The organism is Olleya sp. KJ81-1 (assembly GCF_055808135.1).
Genome location: NZ_CM147854.1, coordinates 1402630 through 1423152 on the forward strand (window position 1 = coordinate 1402630; position 20523 = coordinate 1423152).

Here is a 20523-nt window from a genome sequence, read left to right on the forward strand (position 1 = left end):
CAACCAACATACCATCCTAAAAACTGATAATTTAACTGTAGGTTATCAGTCTAAAAAAAACCAAACTATTGTAGCATCTAACATTAATATTGCTTTAACTAAAGGCGAATTAATTGGATTAGTTGGTGGTAATGGGATTGGTAAATCCACACTTTTAAAAACATTAACAAAGGTTATAACACCTTTAAATGGTCATGTATTAATAAATAATCAAAGTTTAAATAACTATTCTAATTTAGAGCTTGCCAAAACTTTAAGTTTGGTATTAACAGAGCCTATTGCTGCAAAAAACTTAACCGTTTTTGAATTGGTTGCTCTTGGACGTCAACCTTATACCAATTGGGTTGGTAATTTGTCTGACACAGATTTAACTATTATTAATAAAGCTATAAATCAAACGACTATTGAAGATTTGAAACATAAAAAATGTTTCGAGCTTAGTGATGGTCAACTTCAAAAGGTTATGATTGCTCGTGCTTTAGCTCAAGATACAGATTTAATTATTCTAGACGAACCTACGTCGCATTTAGACATGTATCACAAAGCATACATCTTAAAACTGCTTCAAAAATTAGCAAAAGATACCGGAAAAACCATCTTATTTTCGTCTCATGAAATAGATTTAGCCATCCAATTATGTGATAGTATGATTGTCATGTCAAACCATGGAATAGTTAGTGACTCACCTTGTAATTTAATCGAAAAAGGTGCATTTTCTAACCTGTTTCCTGCAGATATGATTGTTTTTGATGAAAAAACAGGCAGTTTTAGGGTTAAAAAGTAGTTTTACGTCATACTCAAAATTACAAAACAACAATTCACATCATACTGGACTTGTATCAGTATCACATATTAATTAAAGTGTTTTTAATCATCGTCTACAGACTCAAGTTCATCTAAATTATAATCACAAAGCAACAACCCACGTCATACTGAACTTGTTTCAGTATCGCATAGTAATTAAGGTTATTATGAATCATCTTTTATAAAATCAAATTCATCTAAATTATAATCACAAAGAAACAATCCACGTCATACTGAACTCGTTTCAGTATCTCATATTAATTAAGGTTTTGAATCATCCTCATTACAACTAACTTCATCTCAATTAAAATAAAAATCCTAAACCAGGTCATGCTAAACATTTATCGTAAAACTTTATAAAAAGACTTGTAATCACTTTCTAAATTAAAAAAGAATTAAGCTTTCAGCATATAAAAACACTTAACTTCTCACTGAGTCACAAATTAACTATCTTTGAACAAACTACGTTTTTATTAAATGAACGACAACATTATACTAATTATTACTATTTTAATTGCTGCTGCTATTGGTAGTTATTTAGGCATGCTTTTCACTAAACTTAAAAGTAAAAGCGAAAAAAGTACTTTAGAAGAAAGAAACACCAATTTACAACAGCAACTCTCTGACTTAAAACAGCTTTATTCCGCAGAAAGCGAAAGACAACACGCAACATTTAACACCCAATTACAAGAGTTGAAACAAACTATTTCTAAAATTGAAATTGAACGCGAAGGCATTCGTCGTGAAAAGGATATTTTAAATGAAGATTTAGCTAGAAAAAATGCCGATTTTGAAAACTTACAACAATTAAACCTTAAACGTGAGGAAGAAGTCGAATTACGTCAAGAACAACTACGCAAGGATTTTGAGTTATTAGCAACTAAAATTTTAGACGAAAAAAGCGAAAAATTCACCCTTCAGAATAAAGAAAATATCAAAAATATTTTAAATCCACTTCAAGAAAAAATACTAACCTTCGAGAAAAAAGTAGATGATACTCAAAAGGAAAGTATTAGTATGCATAGTGCTTTAAAAGAGCAATTATTAGGTTTAAAAGATTTAAATCAGCAAATGACTAAAGAAGCCACCAACCTAACTAGAGCACTAAAAGGTGATAGTAAAATGCAAGGAAATTGGGGAGAATTAGTTTTAGAACGTGTTCTTGAAAAATCTGGTTTAGAAAAGGATAGAGAGTATTTTGTACAACAAAATTTTACCAGAGCTGATGGTACAAGAGTACTACCAGATATAGTCTTGCATTTACCTGACAATAAAAAAATGATTATTGACAGTAAAGTGTCTTTAACAGATTACGAGCGTTACGTGAATGCTGAAGATGACGAGCGTGAGATATATTTAAAAGCCCACATCAATTCTATAAGACGACACGTAGACCAATTATCTGATAAAAAGTACGAAGATTTATATGATATAGAAAGTCCTGATTTTGTATTACTATTTATCCCAATAGAACCTGCGTTTGCAGTCGCTATTAATGCCGATAATAGTTTATACAATAAAGCATTCGAAAAAAACATAGTTATTGTTACACCTTCCACACTATTAGCAACTTTAAGAACAGTTGATAGTATGTGGAACAACGAAAAGCAACAACAAAATGCTATCGAAATTGCAAGACAAGCTGGCGCTTTATATGATAAATTTGAAGGTTTAGTTAAAGACTTGACTGGTGTTGGAAAAAAAATAGACGATGCTAAAAAGGATTATTCCTCTGCAATGAATAAATTAGTAGAAGGAAAAGGAAACCTAATTACAAGTGTTGAAAAATTGAAAAAATTAGGTGCTAAAGCTAAAAAAGCATTACCCGAAACCATTATTAAAAGAGCAGAATTTGACGATTAACACAAAACAATTATGATAAAATTTTTAGTAAAAACCTTAGTTATTATAGTCCTAATTTTAGTGGGATATTTTTGTTTTATATACTTTGCAACTTACAGTGAAGGTGTTAGAGCAGGAGAATTAGTTAAATTTAGCAGTAAAGGTGTTATGTTTAAAACTTGGGAAGGCGAGGTCAGTCAAGGTGTATCTGAAGCTCAACTTTTTGAATTTTCTGTAGAGGATAAAGAGAAACAGGTTATTAATGATTTAAATCGTCTACAAGGTAAATTTGTAAAACTTTCATATTTTGAACGTTACAAAACCTTCTTTTGGTTAGGTGATACTAAGTACTTTATTACTAAAGTAGAAGAAGATAAAGAACGACGTTCTAATTATTAATTATGACAGATTCTACTCAAAATATAATATACAAATGGAGCTTAAGAGCTAAATATATTTTTATATTTATTGCAGGAGCAGGACTACTATCTTTTGGTTTTGATACGCTTATAGAGCCAGGAAAATTTAGTAAAAGAGAAGAATTAAATAACTTTATTATTATCATGTGTCTCTTTTTTGGACTGGCTTTAATTATTGTCGGATTTTACAGAAAAAACCAAATTGAATATTACATACAACAACAAAAACTATAATGAAAGCATATAAAAAAGCAGACGATTCTAGAATTAGTATTTCCGAATTAATGTTACCATCACACTCTAACTTTAGTGGAAAAATACATGGTGGTTACATACTAAATTTGATGGATCAAATAGCTTTTGCTTGTGCTTCTAAACATTCCAAAACCTACTGTGTGACTGCTAGTGTAGATACTGTAGATTTTTTAAGTCCTATTGAGGTTGGCGAACTAGTAACCATGAAAGCTTCTGTAAATTTTGTTGGAAATACATCTATGGTTGTTGGTATACGTGTAGAGGCTGAAAATATACAGACTGGTATTGTAAAGCATTGTAACTCGTCTTACTTTACAATGGTAGCCAAAGATGATAATGGACAATCCATGGAAGTTGCTGGACTTATTTTAAATGATAAGGTTGAAGTCAAACGCTTTTTAAAAGCTATTAAGCGAATGGAGACTAAAAAACAACGACAATATGAGTTTGATCATGAAGATTTTTCGCACACAGATTACCTGCCAATATTAAAAGATTACAAAGTTAGAATAGATTTACCTGATAATTTTTAAAATAAAAAAGCCTTCAAAAAATGAAGGCTTTTTTATTTTAAAATACTTGTATTAAATTTTTACAAATCGTTTAGTTATTGTGGTCCCTAAACTAACAGAAGTTATTTTTATTAAATACACACCATCATTCCAATTAGAAATAGACAAACTAGTCTTTAATTGACTAATTGTTTTTGATAGTATTTTTTTCCTAAAACATTATACACTTCAATAGTCAAATCTTCTTTAAACTGAGAAGGTATTTCGACATTTAAAGTCGATGATGCAGGATTTGGATACAAATTTATCGCAGATAAACGTGTTGCAAAATCAGGTACACTTAAAGTCCCTTCTGGTACGACTGTAATAACACCAAACATACTTGTAGGATGTGGATTACATTGGTATGTATTTGTACCAACAGATGTAAACGTATGCGAAAACGTTGCTCCTGTAGTCATAAAACCACTTACAAAATTATCTGAGGACGTACCTCCTGTTCTTTCTACATTATGCGTACCAGTAGAATACCAATCCCAAATAACTGTATCTCCAACCTCAATGGTGCGATCTGCATTATTATTTGGTCCTGTTGCATTAGAGTTAGAGCCGAAACTCCAATCTATATTAACTGTTTGGTTTTGAGCTGATACGCTTAAAGCTACAAAAGCAAATAAAATAAATAGTAGTTTTTTTGTCATAATCTCTTTTATTGTAAAATACAAAAAATAATTATAACCTCCTAAAAACCAATCGATTATTTTTATTACTTGCTTAAATACATTTTTCGTCTTGCATATAAATCGTAAAACTGATCATCTTTTAAATCGTCTATAAACAATATACTTTCTCCAGTACTTTTCATTTCTGGACCAAGTTTTTTATTCACATTATGAAATTTATTAAAAGAAAACACTGGCTGTTTAATAGCATAACCTTTTAAATGTGGGTTAAAATTAAAGTCAGTAACTTTCTTTTCGCCTAACATAACTTTAGTTGCATAATTTACATAAGGCTCTCCATAGGCTTTAGAAATAAATGGTACTGTACGTGATGCTCTTGGATTAGCTTCAATGATGTAAACAATATCATCTTTGATAGCAAACTGTATATTGATTAACCCAACCGTATTTAATGCTAATGCAATTTTCTTGGTATGGTCTTTTATTTGCTGCATTACAAACTCTCCTAAATTAAAAGGTGGTAATGTTGCGTTACTATCACCAGAGTGGATTCCGCAAGGCTCAATATGCTCCATTATACCAATGATGTAAACATTTTCTCCGTCGCAAATAGCATCTGCTTCAGCTTCAATAGCTCCATCAAGATAATGGTCTAATAGCAGTTGATTTCCAGGCATACGTCTTAATAAATCAACGACATGCTCTTCTAAATCTTGTTTATTAATTACAATCTTCATCCCTTGTCCACCAAGTACGTATGAAGGTCTAACTAATATTGGAAAATCTAGCACGTCTGCAATTGCAGCTGCTTCATCTGCAGTTGTAGCAATATCAAATTCTGGATAAGGAATATTGTTTTCTTTAAGCATGTTAGAAAACAACCCTCTATCTTCGGCTAAATCTAGAGCTTCAAAGCTAGTTCCTAAAATTTTAATTCCGTATTTAGATAGTTTTTCAGCAAGCTTTAAAGCGGTTTGTCCACCTAATTGCACGATAACACCTTCTGGTTTTTCATGTCTAATGATGTCATAGATATGTTCCCAAAAAACGGGTTCAAAATATAATTTATCTGCTGTGTCAAAGTCTGTAGATACCGTTTCTGGATTACAGTTAATCATGATGGTTTCATAACCACATTCTGCAGCAGCTAATACACCATGTACACAACAATAATCAAACTCGATACCTTGTCCAATCCTGTTTGGTCCTGATCCTAAAACGATAACTTTTTTCTTATCAGAAACTATACTTTCATTATGCGCATAACGTGTTCCGTCAGCTGTTTCTACATCATTTTCAAATGTTGAGTAATAGTAAGGTGTTTTAGCTTCAAACTCGGCAGCACAAGTATCTACAAGTTTGTAAACACGATTAATACCTAACTCGTCTCTTTTATTATATACTTGACTTTCTAAACAGCCTAACATATGTGCTATTTGTCTGTCTCCATACCCTTTTTGTTTAGCTTCTAGAAGTAAATCTCTTTGGATGGTGTCTATTTTAAAGGTCGAAATTTCTTTTTGTAATTGGTGCAATTCTTCATATTGACGTAAAAACCACATGTCAATTTTAGTAATTTCATGTATACGACTTAAAGGAATTCCCATTTGAATGGCATCATAAATTACAAACACGCGATCCCAACTTGCGTAGGTTAGCTTTTCAATAATTTGTTCGTAATTAGTATAACCTTTACCGTCAGCACCTAAACCATTACGTTTAATCTCTAAAGATTGTGTTGCTTTATGAAGTGCTTCCTGAAAAGAACGTCCAATACCCATAACCTCTCCTACTGACTTCATTTGCAGTCCTAGTGTACGATCACTTCCTTCAAACTTATCAAAATTCCAACGTGGTATTTTAACAATTACATAATCTAAAGTTGGCTCAAATAATGCTGATGTAGATTTAGTAATTTGGTTTTCTAACTCATCTAAATGATAACCTATAGCTAATTTTGCAGCTATTTTTGCAATTGGATATCCTGTTGCTTTACTAGCTAAAGCTGAAGAACGTGATACACGAGGATTAATCTCGATAGCAATTATATCTTCGTTTTCATCTGGACTAACTGCAAATTGCACGTTACATCCACCAGCAAAATCACCAATATTACGCATCATATGGATAGCCATATCACGCATTTTTTGATATGTTTTATCACTTAATGTCATTGCAGGAGCAACAGTAATGGAGTCTCCTGTGTGGATTCCTATTGGATCCATATTTTCAATAGAACAAATAATTACTACGTTATCATTAGAGTCTCTTAGTAATTCTAGCTCGTACTCTTTCCAGCCAATTAAGGCTTTGTCAATCATGACTTCGTGAATTGGAGAAATTTCTAATCCACGTGTTAATAACTCGTCAAAATCTTCTTCTTTATATACAAATGAAGCGCCTGCACCACCTAAAGTAAATGAGGCTCTAATTATTAAAGGAAACCCAAACTCTTGAGCAATTTCTTTACCTTTTAAGTATGATGTAGCTGTTGCTTGAGGTGCCATAGGGACTCCTATTTTAAGCATTAACTCTCTAAATTGTTCTCTGTCTTCTGTAATATTAATAGCGTCAATATTGACACCTATAATCTCTACACCAAAGTCTTTCCAAATGCCTTTTTCATCTGCTTCAATACATAAATTAAGTGCAGTTTGTCCACCCATTGTAGGTAGTACTGCATCAATTTGAGGATGTTCTTTTAAAATTTGAACAATAGACTTTGTATTAAGAGGCAACAAATATACATGATCAGCCATACTTGGGTCTGTCATGATTGTTGCTGGATTAGAATTGATTAAAATAGTTTCGATTCCGTCTTCTCTTAAAGATCTTAGTGCTTGCGTACCAGAGTAATCAAACTCACAGGCTTGCCCAATAACGATAGGACCTGAACCAATAATAAGAATAGACTTTAACTTAGGATTTTTTGGCATTTTAGTTTGTTTTTTTCGATTATCAAAAATAGTAATTATTAGATACAAAAAAAGGCGTTACACCTAAGTAACGCCTTTAAAATGTTAACAATTGTTAAACATTATTTTTTATGTCTAGTTTCAGATGAAACAGATATTTTCTTTCTTCCTTTAGCACGACGACGAGCTAATACCTTTCTACCATTAGCAGAAGCCATTCTTTCTCTAAAACCATGTTTATTTCTTCTTTTTCTCTTTGATGGCTGAAACGTTCTTTTTGGCATTGTCTTATTTTTTTAAAATCTGAATAGTATATGTTTTATTTAGTTTTATGCTTTACGTAAAACTGAGCGCAAATATACAACGAGTTTTTTATTTCACAAACCTAATTTAAAAAATATTTTTAAAGATTTTTTTAGTTTCTTTGTACTCCAATAAAAATAACGCTTAAAAACGTTACAAATCAAGTAATACAAGACTTTTAAAATTTAAAAAATGTACAATAAAGTAATAAAACTAATATTAGCAATCGGAATTTTTGGTGTAGCCATCTGGCAATTTGTGGAAGGAAACATCGGTAATGGTATCATGTACATCTTTTTAGCCCTAATATTTGTCTTCTTATATTTTAAAAATGAATTTATTTTATTAGCTTTTTTAAGATTAAGAAAACAAGATTTTCCTGGTGCTAAAAAATGGTTAGATAAAATTAAAAATCCGGATACTGCTTTAGTTAAAAAGCAACAAGGGTATTATAACTTTTTAAATGGTATTATGGTTTCTCAGGATAATATGACTGAAGCTGAACGTTATTTTAAAAAAGCAGAGCAATTAGGTTTATCTATGGATCATGATATGGCTATGGTTAAACTTAATTTAGCTGGAGTTGCAATGTCTAAAAGAAGAAAGCAAGAAGCGGTTACATTATTAGCCGAAGCACAAAAGCTTGATAAACAAGGTATGTTAACTGATCAAATAAAAATGATGAAAGAAAACATGAAACGCGCACAAGCACCTAAACAACACTTTGGTCAAGGTGGATCAATACGTGCACAAAAAAGACGTAGTAGATAATTATACTTTTATAAAATTAAAAAGGGTCAAACTAATTAAAACTAGTTTGACCCTTTTTTTTTACAGTAAAGGCGCCCAAAGTCTACAATAGGCTTCTTGTATACGCTTAATATTAGATCGCTCTGTCCATTGCTCTAAATTAACTTGAATAGCACTTTCTAGATCATTATTAAATATGCTTTTAGCTTCAATTGCTTTTTCTTTATTATAGATAAGCGCGTTGATTTCAAAATTAATATTAAAGCTTCTGTAATCCATATTACAGGTTCCTATAGTTGTAAAGACATCATCCACAACCATAGTTTTAGCATGAATAAAGCCTTTTTCATATCTATAAATTTTGATATTGGCTTCTAATAATTGTTCTAGATATGAGTTTGTGGCATGTTTTGCTGTCCATGAGTCCGATTTATCTGGAATTAGAAGCTTGACATCTACTCCACTTTTTGATGCCACTTGCATGGCTGTAATGATTTGATCATTAGGAATAAAATAAGGCGTTGTTATGTAAACGTAATCTTCGGCAGTTACAATTGCAAAAAATATAGCTTCCATAATATTAGCCCAATCTGTATCTGGACCACTTGCTGCTATCTGTACTGGAGTAATTGTTTTAACCTTGTTTTGCGGAAAAAACGAACGGTTTAATGTCAAGCTAGTATCTGCTACAAAATTCCAATTGGTTAAAAATTGAGTTTGTAAGGTAAAAACAGATTCGCCAATAATTTTTAAATGTGTATCTCTCCAATAGTCTTTATTTTCGGGATAATTAACGTAAGTATCAGAGACATTTATTCCGCCTACATAACCTATTTCACCATCGATAATCACAATTTTTCTGTGATTTCTATAATTCATTTTACCTGTAAATCTAGGAAACAATACTGGCATAAAAGCAAAATATTGGACTCCAGCATTGGTTAGTTTTTTCTTCATTTTGGAAGAAATTTTACTACCTACATCGTCAAAACTAAGTCTTACCGTTACGCCTTCCTTGGCTTTTTTACACAATAGATCTAAAAATCTAGTACCTATTTTATCGTCTTTTAAAATGTAGTATTCAATATGAATATGTTTTTTAGCAGTGTCAATATCCTTAAAAAGTTTTTCAAATTTATTTTCGCCATTAATTATGATTTCTACATCATTAAATTTAGTTAATGGTGATTTATCATTTTTTTGAAGCAGATGTATTAATCTAATTTGATCTTCGTCAATTTTAGCTTCGTATTGCGTTAAGGATTCTGGCTGAATCTTTAAATCTTTATTAATAGATTGTATTAAATGGTTATTTAAAACGTCTTTACGATTAAAAATTTTATCCTTTCTATACTCTTGTCCAAAAAAGTAATAAACTACTAATCCAAAAAAAGGAAACACTAACAATACAATGATGTACGTTAGTGTTTTTGTTGGATTTATTGATTTAAATAAAATAGTAGCAACTGCAATTATTACCAATATATAATTGATAGCAATTGCTATAGTCCACCAATTTTGAGTTAAAAAATCAAGCATTTACGGATTAGTTTGGTAGTAACCCTCTCTTGGGATATCAATAAAATATTGTTTTCTAGAACTATTATTTAAATGAGGTTCTCTTAACCAAGGGTTGTGTAATTTTAATATTTTATAGTTTATGCCAAATTGCTTAGCAAAACCTGCAAAGTCAGTTACTGCAGTATCTACAGCTACTTGATAGGTTGGCACTGCTTTATACAAATCTTTGTCTCTAAAATTAAATCCATAAGCATCTGGATTAGATAAAATTTCTTTTAAAGCTATTATTCTAAACACATACCTTCCTGTTTCTTCACCTAAAAGCAAATCATAATAACTAGTCACATCTTGTTCTTTTAAGCGTCTAGAAATACCATAATTACCTGCATTATATGCTGCTGCTGCAGATGTCCAAGATCCTAAACTTTCTTTAGCTTTTTTTAAATAATCACAAGCTACTTCTGTGGCTTTTTCTAAATTATAACGTTCGTCTACATTATCATTTACTTCTAGTCCATGTTCGCGACCTGTTGCTTTCATGATTTGCCAAAATCCACTTGCTCCTGCAGGAGAACGTGCATCTGTTAAACCACTTTCAATAACTGCCAAATATTTAAAATCGTCTGGTATCCCATTTTTTGCTAAAATAGGCTCGATAATAGGGAAATATTTTTTGGCACGCTTAAACATTAACAATCCATTAGATTGCCAGTAGGTATTAACTAAAAGCTCTTTATCCATGCGCTCATAAATATCTGGATTTGATAATGGCACAGCTTCTCCTGCAAACTCCAAATAGCTTGGCATTTGAATTGCGTATACATTATAATCGTTTATTATTTTTTTCTCAAAATTCTCGTCAGTAGGAGCGTCTTGATAGGCGTTAATAAATAACAATCCTAAAACGCCTAAGCCAACAATAGCTAAACTTTTTTGTACAATCTTCATCTTCTTATCTTTTGTTTAAATTTAAAATTTTTTATTCAAACCACTTAATATTTAAGCGATTAGTTTTGGTAAGTTTTCATTAAACCATTTATATTTATTAATAATCATGATATGTGTACCTCCTTTTATACTTACGCATGCTCCTAAATTAGCGAAAGGAAATACTTTATCATTGTCACCATGTATATGGATTACATTATCTAATGCTTGGTCTTGATCCCAACAAACTACTTGCTGTATTGCCCAATCCAGATACATTTTATCGCTTACCGACAAATATTTTTTATATAACTCAATACGTTTAGTTATAGTATTACCAAACGCATATTTAGCCAACAAATCAACATTACTAAGTAATTGAGTAGGTAGTATTTTATATGCTTTTGTCATACGCAACAGACGCATTCTTTTAGGCAACTCGTGTTTGGTCTTTACACTGGATACTATTATAATTTTATTGTACTTAATATACTTACTCATTTCTTGCACCAAAATCCCTCCAAAAGAGACACCTAAAAGTACTGGATTATCATGTTTTATATCTTCACACATGCGTTTTGCATAGCTAGATAATGTTTCATTTGGATTGGGTAATTTCCATTCTAACCAGTAAATTTTAAATTGATTTTCCGGCAATTTAATGTGCTCAAATATCGTAGGATTAGCAGCCATACCAGGCATTAGATAAACAGGTATTACTTCTTGATTCATAAGCTTTTAACAATAAACAAACACAGTGCTATTAGATTTTTGAGTATCTTTGCGCTGTAAAGCTATAAAATAGTTTGGTACTATTTTTGAAACTCCCCTAATAATTAATAAAACTTTATACATTATGATTGATGCAGCTGAGTTAGTTGACAATGATTTTTTACGTCAATTTGAACTGAAAATTGATAATCATTTCGCTAAAATAGAATACTCTTTACAAGAAAGAAAAATCTTTTTAACTAAATTAATAGTGCCTGAGGAGCAGGATAATGAAGATTTTGTAAACGAGTTTTTAAAAATTGTTTTTGACAATATTGAAGAACGTAATTTAAGCGTAATGCCTACCAGTCCGGAAATAGCAAAATTTATGAGGCGCAATAGGCAATACAAAAAACTTTTACCTGTAGGTGTCAGAATCTAACTTTTACAATAAAAACATAATTAAAACCGAAGCTAACACCTTCGGTTTTTTTTGAAATAAACGTTATACTAATTATAACTATGCTAAAACTATAAGAAAAAGAATTAGCTATATTATGTATATTTACACTATATAATTTTACTTTTAAAAAAGCACTTGTCTTTACACTAAAAAAAGAGAAACAGTAATAACAGCACCTTGACAACTATTATAACCAACAAAACGTTACCTATATATAGCTTAATTTTTATTTTTTCATTTTTAGTATCTTGTAAGGATACTAAAAACGTAAACAATGACCATTTAGTTTTTAGATATAACGAACACAAAAACATAGGATCACTAGATCCTGCATTTGCAAAAGACAACGCTGATATTTGGGCAATACATCAATTATTTAATGGATTGGTTCAAATGGATGACAGCTTACATGTTAAACCTAGCATTGCTAAAAACTGGACACTATCAGATAATGGTTTAAGTTATAATTTTGTGCTAAAAAACAATGTCTATTTTCATAAACATAAATTATTTGGTAAGGATTCCACAAGACAAGTTATTGCTTCTGACTTTGAATATAGTTTTAACCGATTGTTGGATAAAAATATAGCGTCGTCAGGTCAGTGGATTTTTAATAAAGTAGATAACTTTAAAGCGATAAACGACACCATTTTTAATATCACTTTAAAACAACCCTTTCCTGCCTTTTTGGGTTTGTTAACAATGAAGTATTGTAGTGTAGTCCCTAAAGAAATAACAGAATATTATGGTAATGATTTTAGATCAAATCCAATAGGCACAGGTCCTTTTAAATTTAAGCGCTGGGAAGAAAACATCAAATTGGTTTTTAGAAAAAATGAAAACTATTTTGAAACTACTAAAGATGGTCAAAAACTACCACATTTGGAAGCTGTAGCTATTACCTTTTTACCTGATAAGCAGAGTGAATTTATGCAATTTATTCAAGGTAATTTAGACTTTTTAAATAGTTTAGATGCCTCTTATCAAGATGAAATATTGACTACAAATGGAGAATTAAGAGATAAATACCTTAATGCTATAAACATAAATAGAGGTCCTTACTTAAATACAGAATATTTGGCTTTTTATATGGATTCTGATTTAAATGAAATCCAATCCAAACAAATACGTGAAGCTATAAATTATGGCTTTGACAGAAAAAAAATGATGACCTATTTACGTAACGGAATTGGAATAGCTGCAAATGGTGGATTTATACCAAAAGGGTTACCAGGTTACAATGCTAATATTGGATACACTTACCAACCCGTAAAAGCAAAAAAACTTATTGCTGAATACAAAGCACAAAACAATAATAAAACGCCAGAAGTAACAATTACGACAACTAGTAATTATCTTAACTTTTGCGAATACATACAACGTGAGCTTATTAAAATTGGTTTAAATATAAAGGTAGATGTCATTCCTGCATCAACTTTAAAAGAAGGTAAAGCCAACGGAAAATTAGATTTATTTAGAGCTAGTTGGGTTGCAGATTATCCAGACGCTCAAAATTATCTATCATTATTTTATTCAGAAAATTTTGCGCCAAATGGTCCAAATTATACTCATTTTAGCAATACTGATTTTGATAAATGGTACAACCAAGCTTTTATTACTACAGAGGTATCTGAAAGAACTAAATTGTACACCAAAATGGATAGTTTGGTTATAAAAAACGCTCCAATTGTACCTTTATATTATGATGAAGTGATTAGATTTACTCAAAAAAATGTTATTGGACTTGGCAATAACCCTATCAATTTATTAGAGTTAAAGCAAGTTAAAAAACAATAAGTACTAGTTTTAATTTTTATATTTTAGAGATAAGATCACTATTTACAACATAGTTAGGTTTATCAATCATTAAACCTAAAATTATAAGATATTGACCAAAGCCATAACCAAACATTACTATAAAATCCTGGAATAGGATATCTCCATAAAATGTTTTAACTACCATTGTAGCCTCAGAGAATACAAATAAAACTACACCTGATAAAACTGTATAATAGCTTTTGTTGCTTGCTACATCTTTTCTAAGATAGGCAAAAAGAGTCATGACTAAGGATATAAAAAAATATAACGTTACTGGTATAAAATACCCTTTAAGGTTTACAAAAATTAGATTATACAAAAACGCAACAGACAAAAAACAAACTGCTAAAAATGGTAATAAACGCTTATTACTAAAGTCTTCTTTGTGTGTAAATTTAAAAATGTAGATTAATTTACCAATTACAAAAAGTATTAAACTAATAATAAACTTTACTTTATTTAAGTGGTCAATAATTAAAATATCACCAATAAAAAAAATAATTAATCCATAAAAAACATACCTATTGTTCAACTTATTTTTCTTGTAAACACAATAACCAGTAAATATTATAAGAGTGACTAGTACCAATATTTTAGAATAATACCTGTAAGGAATTATAGGCAAATTAGTTTTTACATAAATATCTAAAAATAACAAAGCCAAAAATACAGGTGTAAAATAGCGTATTAATTTATCCATAATTATGTATTTACCTTCAGTTTTTCATTATTATCTATAGGTCTACTTTCTTTTAGTACTCCCAATATAATCATGTACTGAGACAAACAATAAAAAAACATAACAGTAATTTTATTATAAGCAATTAATGGATCATAAAATATTTTAAGGATATTAATACTATCTGCTATCATTGAGAAAAACACACCAAATAAGACTAACCAAAAACTTAATCCATTGACCTCACATTTTCTTAAATAAGCAAATTGCATTAATAACAGTACTACAAATAAGTAGATTAAAAATGGAAAAAAATAATGACCTAAATTATTATACACTAAATCTGTTATAATAGTCATGTAAGCAAAACCAAGAAGTAAAAAAGGAATTAATTTAGAAATCTTGAAATCTTTACTATTTAAAAATCGTATCGAATAACAAATTTTAGCTCCAATAAATAAAAAAGCTGCAAATACAAAATGAGTCATTTCGCCAGAATTTCCGGTAATAAAAAAAACATCTCCAATTATAAATAAAGATAAAGCATAAATTACCAGTCGTTTTTTAGAAATGTCCTTTTGCTTAGTTTTAAATAAATAAAAAACTAATAAAGTAATGCCTAGAGCTAATTTAGTAAAGTATCTATAGGAATATAACGCTTCATTATTCTTAAAAAAGAATCTAAAACGTATAGAAAAAGATATAAGATGGTAAATCTAAGCGTATTTTTAAAAATAAAACTCATATTGATTATTAAGCCTAATCAATATAAAAATTTAATTCAGAATTAACCCATAAAACCTTACAATTTCGACGAATAACCTTTGATCACCAATAGATTGTACTAAATAATGATTACTCTTTTCTGTACTTTTTAGAATCTTCAAAAACTTGAGTTAAAATAGCTTCGTCTTGACTAGAAAATTCCACACCTCTTCTTGCCATTACTACTTTAGCAACCTCAAAAGCTTTAGACGTTAAATAGGTTGTAAAACCAGAAGCGCCTCCCCAACTATAACTTGGTACAAAATTTCTTGGAAAACCACTACCAAAAATATTGGCATTAACACCTATAACGGTTCCTGTATTAAACATTGTATTAATACCACATTTACTGTGATCTCCCATCATTAATCCGCAAAATTGCAACCCAGTTTTAGCAAAACGTTCTGTTTCATAATCCCATAGTTTAACTTCTACATAATTATTTTTAAGGTTAGAATTATTAGTATCTGCACCCAAATTACACCATTCTCCTATTACGGAATTCCCTAAAAACCCATCATGTCCTTTGTTAGAGTACCCAAATAACACTGAGTTATTAACCTCGCCTCCTACTTTACTATGTGGTCCAATTGTAGTTGGTCCATATATTTTTGCTCCTAATTTTAAAGTTGCATGATCACATAAAGCTAAAGGACCTCTAACCAAACTCCCTTCCATCACCTCTGCATCTTTACCAATATAAATTGGTCCTGCACTAGCATTTAATGTTGCAAACTGTACAACTGCTCCTTCTTCAATAAAAATATTCTCTGGTGCAATAATATTATTACTTGTAGGTATTGGTTCAGATTTTCTGTCTTTAGTTAACAATTCAAAATCTTGTTGTATAGCTTCTCCGTTTTTAGAAAATATCTCCCAAGTGTGTTCAATTTTAGTAATATCATTATCAAACTCAATAGCTTCATACGTATCAAAATCTATGTCTTCCTGAGTATCTGTTGTATAAAAAGCAATTATATCCTCATCCTTAAAAATAGCTTGATTTTTTTCTAACCCTATAATCAATTCAACTAATTCATTATTAGGTAAATAAGAGGCATTTAACATAACATTTTCTTCCAACTCAACCATAGGATATTTATCTGCCAAATAATCCTCAGTTACTGTTGTAGTAGTCGTTTGTAAATACATCTCCCACTTCTCTCTAATAGTCAGTATACCAACTCTGATATCTGCAACAGGTCTAGTATAAGTAAATGGAAGTAATTGGTTGCGTACTGGTCCATCAAAAAGGATATAATTCATTGTGGTTTTATTTTAAGTTTAAACATCAAAACACAATTAAGCATTTTACTTTTTGTGTTTAGCATTCAAAAATAGTTGAAAATAAGATAACAAAAAAAGCCTTTCATAAAAATGAAAGGCTTTTAAAATATAGTTAACGCTAAAATTATTTTTTAAATTTTGCGTATTTGTTTTTGAATTTATCGATACGACCTGCAGTATCAATTAGTTTAGACTTACCTGTGTAAAATGGGTGAGACGTTCTAGAAATCTCCATTTTAATAACTGGATATTCAACACCATCAACTTCAATAGTTTCACTAGTGTTTGCAGTAGACTTAGTTAAAAATACGTCATCGTTTGACATGTCTTTAAATGCTACCATTCTATAATTTTCTGGATGTATACCTTTTTTCATCGCTAAATGCTTTTTTATCTTAACTAAATTCGAGGTGCAAATTTAAGTATTTTTTACAAATGAGCAACTAATTTATGAAAAAAATAATTATGTAATATTGTAACATATTATTGCACTTTAAGACTAATAGATTATTAACTAATTAACTCAACAAAATTATGGAAAAAACTATAAAATCAATCGCAATTAATTTTGGTCTGTACCTTGGTGCAACCTTAGGCGGAATCACTGTATTAGCCTATGCTTTGTACTTAGACCTATTAACTAAATGGTGGTTAGGTATTTTATTATTCGTTATAATTATTGTCTACGGAATTATTTCTGTATCAAAATCTAAAGCATCATTAGGTGGTTATATTTCATTTAAAGAAAGTTTTAGTTCCTATTTTATTACGGTTGCAATAGGTGTAATAATTAGCACTTTGGTAAGCGTACTTGTTTTTAATTTTATCGACCCTGAAGCTGCTGTTGCTTTAAAAGAAAAAACAATTGAAGCAACATTACAAATCATGAAAAATTTTAACGCTCCTGAAGAGGAAATCGCTAAAACTTTAGATCTTATGGAAGCGCAAAAAAACCAATTCGCGTTAATGCCACAAATACAATCTACAGCCATGTTTTTAGTAATACAAGCTGTTATTGGACTTATTGTTTCATTAATAATGAAAAAAACTAACGAAGACCTATAATAGTTTTATATTTGAAAATATATTTCAAATTAAATTATGAACATATCAGTAGTCATACCACTACTTAACGAAGAAGAATCATTAACAGAATTACACCATTGGATTGCAAATGTCATGCAAACCAATGGTTTTTCTTATGAGCTATTGTTTATAGACGATGGTAGTACAGATAATTCTTGGAAAATTATTGAAAAAATCCAAAAATCGGACAATAACGTTAAAGGTATTAGATTTTTAAAAAACTTTGGAAAATCCCAAGCATTACATGCTGGTTTTGCTACAGCAACAGGAGATGTAATAATCACTATGGATGCCGATTTACAAGACAATCCAGAGGAAATACCTGAACTTTACAACATGATTACTAATCAAGGTTTTGAGTTAGTTTCTGGATGGAAAAAAAGCGTTACGATAATAAGTTAACTAAAAACTTACCTTCAAAATTATTTAATTGGGCAGCAAGAAAAACTTCAGGTGTCCAACTTAATGACTTTAATTGCGGACTTAAAGCCTACAATAAAGATGTTGTTAAAAATATTGATGTAAATGGCGAAATGCACAGATACATACCAGTTTTAGCCAAAAATGCTGGATTTTCTAACATTGGTGAAAAAATAGTCCAACATCAAGCCAGAAAATATGGCGAAACCAAATTTGGAATGGATCGTTTTGTTAACGGGTTTTTAGACTTAATTACCATTTGGTTTTTATCCAGATTTGGCAAAAGACCAATGCACTTATTTGGTGCATTAGGCGTTATTATGTTTGGCTTAGGACTTGTTTTTGCTTTGTATTTAGGAATAGACAAACTATTTTTTAATACCTCAGGCAGACTAATCACCCAACGACCTCAGTTTTATCTAGCATTAGTAACCATGATTTTAGGATCACAATTTTTTGTTGCTGGTTTTTTAGGCGAAATAATTTTACGTCAAAAATCAGACAAAAAAAGATATTTAATTAAAGAATCCTTAAATTTAAAGGACTAAACTTATTAATTAATAACAAAACAAATAACTACCTTTAGGTAATTATTTATCTTAATTTAAGACCACAACCTATGAGACATATTGAACCAGAACTTTTAAACAGAGTCAATACTTGGTTAACTCCAGCTTTTGATAATGAAACACAAGATTATATAAAAAATCTTATCGCTTTAGAGCCTACTGAGCTTAAAGAAAGTTTTTATAAAGACCTAGAGTTTGGTACTGGAGGTATGCGTGGTGTAATGGGAATTGGGACAAACAGAATTAATAAATATACCTTAGGAAAAAACACACAAGGTATTTGTAATTACATGAAAACTGTTTTTCCAGGAGAAGACTTAAAAGTTGCTATCGCTTACGACTGTAGACACAACAGTAAAAGTTTAGCAAAAGTTGTGGCAGACGTGTTTTCATCAAACAATGTCAAAGTTTATTTATTTGAAGACCTACGTCCTACTCCAGAGTTATCTTTTGCTTTAAAACATTTAGACTGTCATTGTGGTATTGTTTTAACTGCTTCACATAATCCACCAGAATATAATGGTTACAAAGTATATTGGCAAGATGGTGGACAACTAGTACCACCTCAAGATGCCGAAATTATTAAAATAATAAATGCCTTAGACTATGCCGAAATAAAATTTGAAGCAAAGCCTGATTTAATAGAATATATAGGAAAAGAAGTTGATGATGTTTTTATTGATGCAGCAGTAAAAAACGGAAGTTTTGATACACCCAAAGCTGCCAAAGATAATCTGAATATAGTTTTTACATCCTTGCACGGAACTTCCATTACTAGCATACCAGAAACGTTTAAACGTGCAGGTTACAATAATGTAAATATTGTTGAAGAACAACGTGAGCCTAATGGCGATTTCCCAACTGTAAAATCTCCAAATCCAGAAGAACCTGAAGCTCTTAAAATGGCTTTAGAATTAGCAGAAAAAGTAAATGGAGATATTGTTATAGGTACAGATCCTGATAGTGACAGAGTTGGTATTGCTGTTAGAGGTTTAGATAATAAAATGATTTTATTAAACGGAAACCAAACCATGGTCATGATGACTGAGTTTTTATTGCAACAATGGAAAAATAACAACAAAATAAATGACAATCAATTTATAGGAAGCACCATTGTATCTACGCCAATGATGACTGCTTTAGCAGATGCCTTTAAGGTAGAATGTAAAATTGGTCTGACTGGATTTAAATGGATTGCTAAAATGATTAAAGACTTTCCTAACCAAGAGTTTATTGGTGGTGGAGAAGAAAGTTTTGGGTTTATGGTTGGTGATTTTGTACGTGACAAAGATGCTGTAACATCTGCTTTACTTGCTTGCGAAATTGCAGCTCAAGCAAAAGCTAAAGGCAGTAGTTTTTACAAAGAATTAATACAACTGTACACTAAACATGGTTTTTATAAAGAACGTTTAATATCCATGACTAAAAAAGGTATTGAAGGTGCGCAAGAAATCAAACAAATGATGATTGATGCAAGAGAAAACCCTCTAACAACAGTTAATGGGTCAAAAGTTATCAAGATTGAAGACTATCAATTATCTGAAGCAAAAAATACAATAGACAATACTACAAGTACTATTGATGTACCTAAATCAAATGTATTAATTTATTATACGGAAGACGGAAGTAAAATAGCCCTAAGACCAAGTGGTACAGAGCCTAAAATAAAATTCTACATTAGCGTTAATACCACTTTAGACAATGTGTCAGAATTTGAAGCTACGGAACAGAAATTGGAAAGCAAGATTGATGCTATATTAAAAGATATGCAGTTATAATTAAATGGATCAAAAC

General features: G+C 30.5%; 21 protein-coding genes and 1 pseudogene. 11 read left to right on the forward strand and 11 right to left on the reverse strand.

Going from position 1 to position 20523, the window contains the following annotated elements; translation table 11 throughout:
• Positions 1-112: 112 nt before the first annotated feature.
• From AC0L3M_RS06635 to AC0L3M_RS06655, 5 genes are all read left to right on the forward strand, one after another.
• The gene (locus AC0L3M_RS06635; protein WP_473432479.1) at positions 113-784 is read left to right on the forward strand and encodes an ABC transporter ATP-binding protein; all 672 of its coding nucleotides are present in this window, start codon (positions 113-115) and stop codon (positions 782-784) included.
• 497 nt (positions 785-1281) lie between these two features.
• Positions 1282-2667: a DNA recombination protein RmuC gene (locus AC0L3M_RS06640; protein ID WP_473432289.1), complete on the forward strand. Its 1386-nt coding sequence runs from the start codon at positions 1282-1284 to the stop codon at positions 2665-2667.
• Positions 2668-2679: 12 nt separating this feature from the next.
• Positions 2680-3045, forward strand: a complete 366-nt coding sequence (locus AC0L3M_RS06645; RefSeq protein ID WP_292946571.1) for a 6-phosphogluconate dehydrogenase — start codon at positions 2680-2682, stop codon at positions 3043-3045.
• Between the two features lie 2 nt (positions 3046-3047).
• A complete protein-coding gene (locus tag AC0L3M_RS06650) occupies positions 3048-3299 on the forward strand; it encodes a hypothetical protein (protein ID WP_292946568.1) in 252 nt (83 codons plus the stop codon).
• The gene (locus tag AC0L3M_RS06655) at positions 3299-3853 is read left to right on the forward strand and encodes an acyl-CoA thioesterase (RefSeq protein ID WP_145002142.1); all 555 of its coding nucleotides are present in this window, start codon (positions 3299-3301) and stop codon (positions 3851-3853) included. Before AC0L3M_RS06650 ends, AC0L3M_RS06655 begins: the two co-directional genes overlap by 1 nt.
• Before the next feature lie 51 nt (positions 3854-3904).
• Here the strand turns inward: AC0L3M_RS06655 and AC0L3M_RS06660 are convergent, their stop codons facing one another.
• The 4 genes from AC0L3M_RS06660 to rpmH form a co-directional block, all read right to left on the reverse strand.
• Positions 3905-3973 (reverse strand): hypothetical protein, encoded by a 69-nt coding sequence (locus tag AC0L3M_RS06660; RefSeq protein WP_473432480.1) that lies wholly within the window; start codon positions 3971-3973, stop codon positions 3905-3907.
• Positions 3974-4008: 35 nt separating this feature from the next.
• A complete protein-coding gene (locus tag AC0L3M_RS06665; RefSeq protein WP_473432290.1) occupies positions 4009-4533 on the reverse strand; it encodes a plastocyanin/azurin family copper-binding protein in 525 nt (174 codons plus the stop codon).
• A 65-nt stretch (positions 4534-4598) separates the two neighbouring features.
• Positions 4599-7451 (reverse strand): carbamoyl-phosphate synthase large subunit, encoded by a 2853-nt coding sequence (gene carB, locus AC0L3M_RS06670; RefSeq protein WP_473432291.1) that lies wholly within the window; start codon positions 7449-7451, stop codon positions 4599-4601.
• A gap of 101 nt (positions 7452-7552) precedes the next feature.
• Entirely contained in the window at positions 7553-7714 is a 162-nt protein-coding gene (gene rpmH / locus AC0L3M_RS06675) for a 50S ribosomal protein L34 (protein ID WP_028281753.1), read from the reverse strand.
• A gap of 211 nt (positions 7715-7925) precedes the next feature.
• On the opposite strand from rpmH, the gene AC0L3M_RS06680 reads away from it, so the two are divergent.
• Entirely contained in the window at positions 7926-8504 is a 579-nt protein-coding gene (locus AC0L3M_RS06680; RefSeq protein WP_145002145.1) for a tetratricopeptide repeat protein, read from the forward strand.
• Between the two features lie 60 nt (positions 8505-8564).
• On the opposite strand, the gene cls is transcribed toward AC0L3M_RS06680, so the two are convergent.
• From cls to AC0L3M_RS06695, 3 genes are read right to left on the reverse strand one after another with little or no spacing between them, the layout of a single operon-like run.
• Positions 8565-10022, reverse strand: coding sequence for a cardiolipin synthase (gene cls / locus AC0L3M_RS06685; protein WP_473432292.1), 1458 nt, complete (start codon positions 10020-10022; stop codon positions 8565-8567).
• Entirely contained in the window at positions 10023-10952 is a 930-nt protein-coding gene (locus AC0L3M_RS06690; RefSeq protein WP_145002147.1) for a lytic transglycosylase domain-containing protein, read from the reverse strand.
• A 51-nt stretch (positions 10953-11003) separates the two neighbouring features.
• Positions 11004-11663, reverse strand: a complete 660-nt coding sequence (locus tag AC0L3M_RS06695) for an alpha/beta hydrolase (protein ID WP_473432293.1) — start codon at positions 11661-11663, stop codon at positions 11004-11006.
• Between the two features lie 124 nt (positions 11664-11787).
• Between AC0L3M_RS06695 and AC0L3M_RS06700 the strand changes: the two genes are divergently transcribed.
• On the forward strand, positions 11788-12084 hold the full coding sequence (locus AC0L3M_RS06700) for a GNAT family N-acetyltransferase (RefSeq protein ID WP_186439197.1): 297 nt from the start codon (positions 11788-11790) through the stop codon (positions 12082-12084).
• A 198-nt stretch (positions 12085-12282) separates the two neighbouring features.
• Positions 12283-13902: an ABC transporter substrate-binding protein gene (locus AC0L3M_RS06705; RefSeq protein WP_473432294.1), complete on the forward strand. Its 1620-nt coding sequence runs from the start codon at positions 12283-12285 to the stop codon at positions 13900-13902.
• A 16-nt stretch (positions 13903-13918) separates the two neighbouring features.
• On the opposite strand, the gene AC0L3M_RS06710 is transcribed toward AC0L3M_RS06705, so the two are convergent.
• The 4 genes from AC0L3M_RS06710 to AC0L3M_RS06725 form a co-directional block, all read right to left on the reverse strand.
• Positions 13919-14623: a lysoplasmalogenase family protein gene (locus AC0L3M_RS06710; protein WP_473432295.1), complete on the reverse strand. Its 705-nt coding sequence runs from the start codon at positions 14621-14623 to the stop codon at positions 13919-13921.
• A gap of 2 nt (positions 14624-14625) precedes the next feature.
• Positions 14626-15318 (reverse strand): lysoplasmalogenase family protein, encoded by a 693-nt coding sequence (locus AC0L3M_RS06715; protein WP_473432481.1) that lies wholly within the window; start codon positions 15316-15318, stop codon positions 14626-14628.
• A 139-nt stretch (positions 15319-15457) separates the two neighbouring features.
• Positions 15458-16633, reverse strand: coding sequence for a GlmU family protein (locus AC0L3M_RS06720; protein ID WP_145002152.1), 1176 nt, complete (start codon positions 16631-16633; stop codon positions 15458-15460).
• A 145-nt stretch (positions 16634-16778) separates the two neighbouring features.
• Positions 16779-17030: a type B 50S ribosomal protein L31 gene (locus tag AC0L3M_RS06725; RefSeq protein WP_145002153.1), complete on the reverse strand. Its 252-nt coding sequence runs from the start codon at positions 17028-17030 to the stop codon at positions 16779-16781.
• Positions 17031-17188: 158 nt separating this feature from the next.
• Between AC0L3M_RS06725 and AC0L3M_RS06730 the strand changes: the two genes are divergently transcribed.
• The 3 genes and pseudogenes from AC0L3M_RS06730 to AC0L3M_RS06740 all read left to right on the forward strand — a co-directional run bounded on the left by AC0L3M_RS06730 (position 17189) and on the right by AC0L3M_RS06740 (position 20507).
• Positions 17189-17719, forward strand: coding sequence for a DUF4199 domain-containing protein (locus tag AC0L3M_RS06730; protein ID WP_028281742.1), 531 nt, complete (start codon positions 17189-17191; stop codon positions 17717-17719).
• Between the two features lie 36 nt (positions 17720-17755).
• A pseudogene (locus AC0L3M_RS06735) lies at positions 17756-18708 on the forward strand (glycosyltransferase family 2 protein).
• A gap of 71 nt (positions 18709-18779) precedes the next feature.
• Positions 18780-20507: a phospho-sugar mutase gene (locus tag AC0L3M_RS06740; protein WP_473432296.1), complete on the forward strand. Its 1728-nt coding sequence runs from the start codon at positions 18780-18782 to the stop codon at positions 20505-20507.
• Positions 20508-20523 lie beyond the last annotated feature (16 nt).

Bases quoted from the DNA above. Each gene is read 5' to 3' on its own strand.
- AC0L3M_RS06700 (WP_186439197.1), top strand. From the start codon at position 11,788: ATGATTGATGCAGCTGAGTTAGTTGACAATGATTTTTTACGTCAATTT.
- AC0L3M_RS06695 (WP_473432293.1), bottom strand. From the start codon at position 11,663: ATGAATCAAGAAGTAATACCTGTTTATCTAATGCCTGGTATGGCTGCT.
- AC0L3M_RS06655 (WP_145002142.1), top strand. From the start codon at position 3,299: ATGAAAGCATATAAAAAAGCAGACGATTCTAGAATTAGTATTTCCGAA.
- AC0L3M_RS06650 (WP_292946568.1), top strand. From the start codon at position 3,048: ATGACAGATTCTACTCAAAATATAATATACAAATGGAGCTTAAGAGCT.
- AC0L3M_RS06710 (WP_473432295.1), bottom strand. From the start codon at position 14,623: ATGGATAAATTAATACGCTATTTTACACCTGTATTTTTGGCTTTGTTA.
- AC0L3M_RS06640 (WP_473432289.1), top strand. From the start codon at position 1,282: ATGAACGACAACATTATACTAATTATTACTATTTTAATTGCTGCTGCT.
- AC0L3M_RS06665 (WP_473432290.1), bottom strand. From the start codon at position 4,533: ATGACAAAAAAACTACTATTTATTTTATTTGCTTTTGTAGCTTTAAGC.
- AC0L3M_RS06690 (WP_145002147.1), bottom strand. From the start codon at position 10,952: ATGAAGATTGTACAAAAAAGTTTAGCTATTGTTGGCTTAGGCGTTTTA.
- AC0L3M_RS06645 (WP_292946571.1), top strand. From the start codon at position 2,680: ATGATAAAATTTTTAGTAAAAACCTTAGTTATTATAGTCCTAATTTTA.
- rpmH (WP_028281753.1), bottom strand. From the start codon at position 7,714: ATGCCAAAAAGAACGTTTCAGCCATCAAAGAGAAAAAGAAGAAATAAA.
- cls (WP_473432292.1), bottom strand. From the start codon at position 10,022: ATGCTTGATTTTTTAACTCAAAATTGGTGGACTATAGCAATTGCTATC.
- carB (WP_473432291.1), bottom strand. From the start codon at position 7,451: ATGCCAAAAAATCCTAAGTTAAAGTCTATTCTTATTATTGGTTCAGGT.
- AC0L3M_RS06730 (WP_028281742.1), top strand. From the start codon at position 17,189: ATGGAAAAAACTATAAAATCAATCGCAATTAATTTTGGTCTGTACCTT.
- AC0L3M_RS06740 (WP_473432296.1), top strand. From the start codon at position 18,780: ATGAGACATATTGAACCAGAACTTTTAAACAGAGTCAATACTTGGTTA.
- AC0L3M_RS06720 (WP_145002152.1), bottom strand. From the start codon at position 16,633: ATGAATTATATCCTTTTTGATGGACCAGTACGCAACCAATTACTTCCA.
- AC0L3M_RS06725 (WP_145002153.1), bottom strand. From the start codon at position 17,030: ATGAAAAAAGGTATACATCCAGAAAATTATAGAATGGTAGCATTTAAA.
- AC0L3M_RS06680 (WP_145002145.1), top strand. From the start codon at position 7,926: ATGTACAATAAAGTAATAAAACTAATATTAGCAATCGGAATTTTTGGT.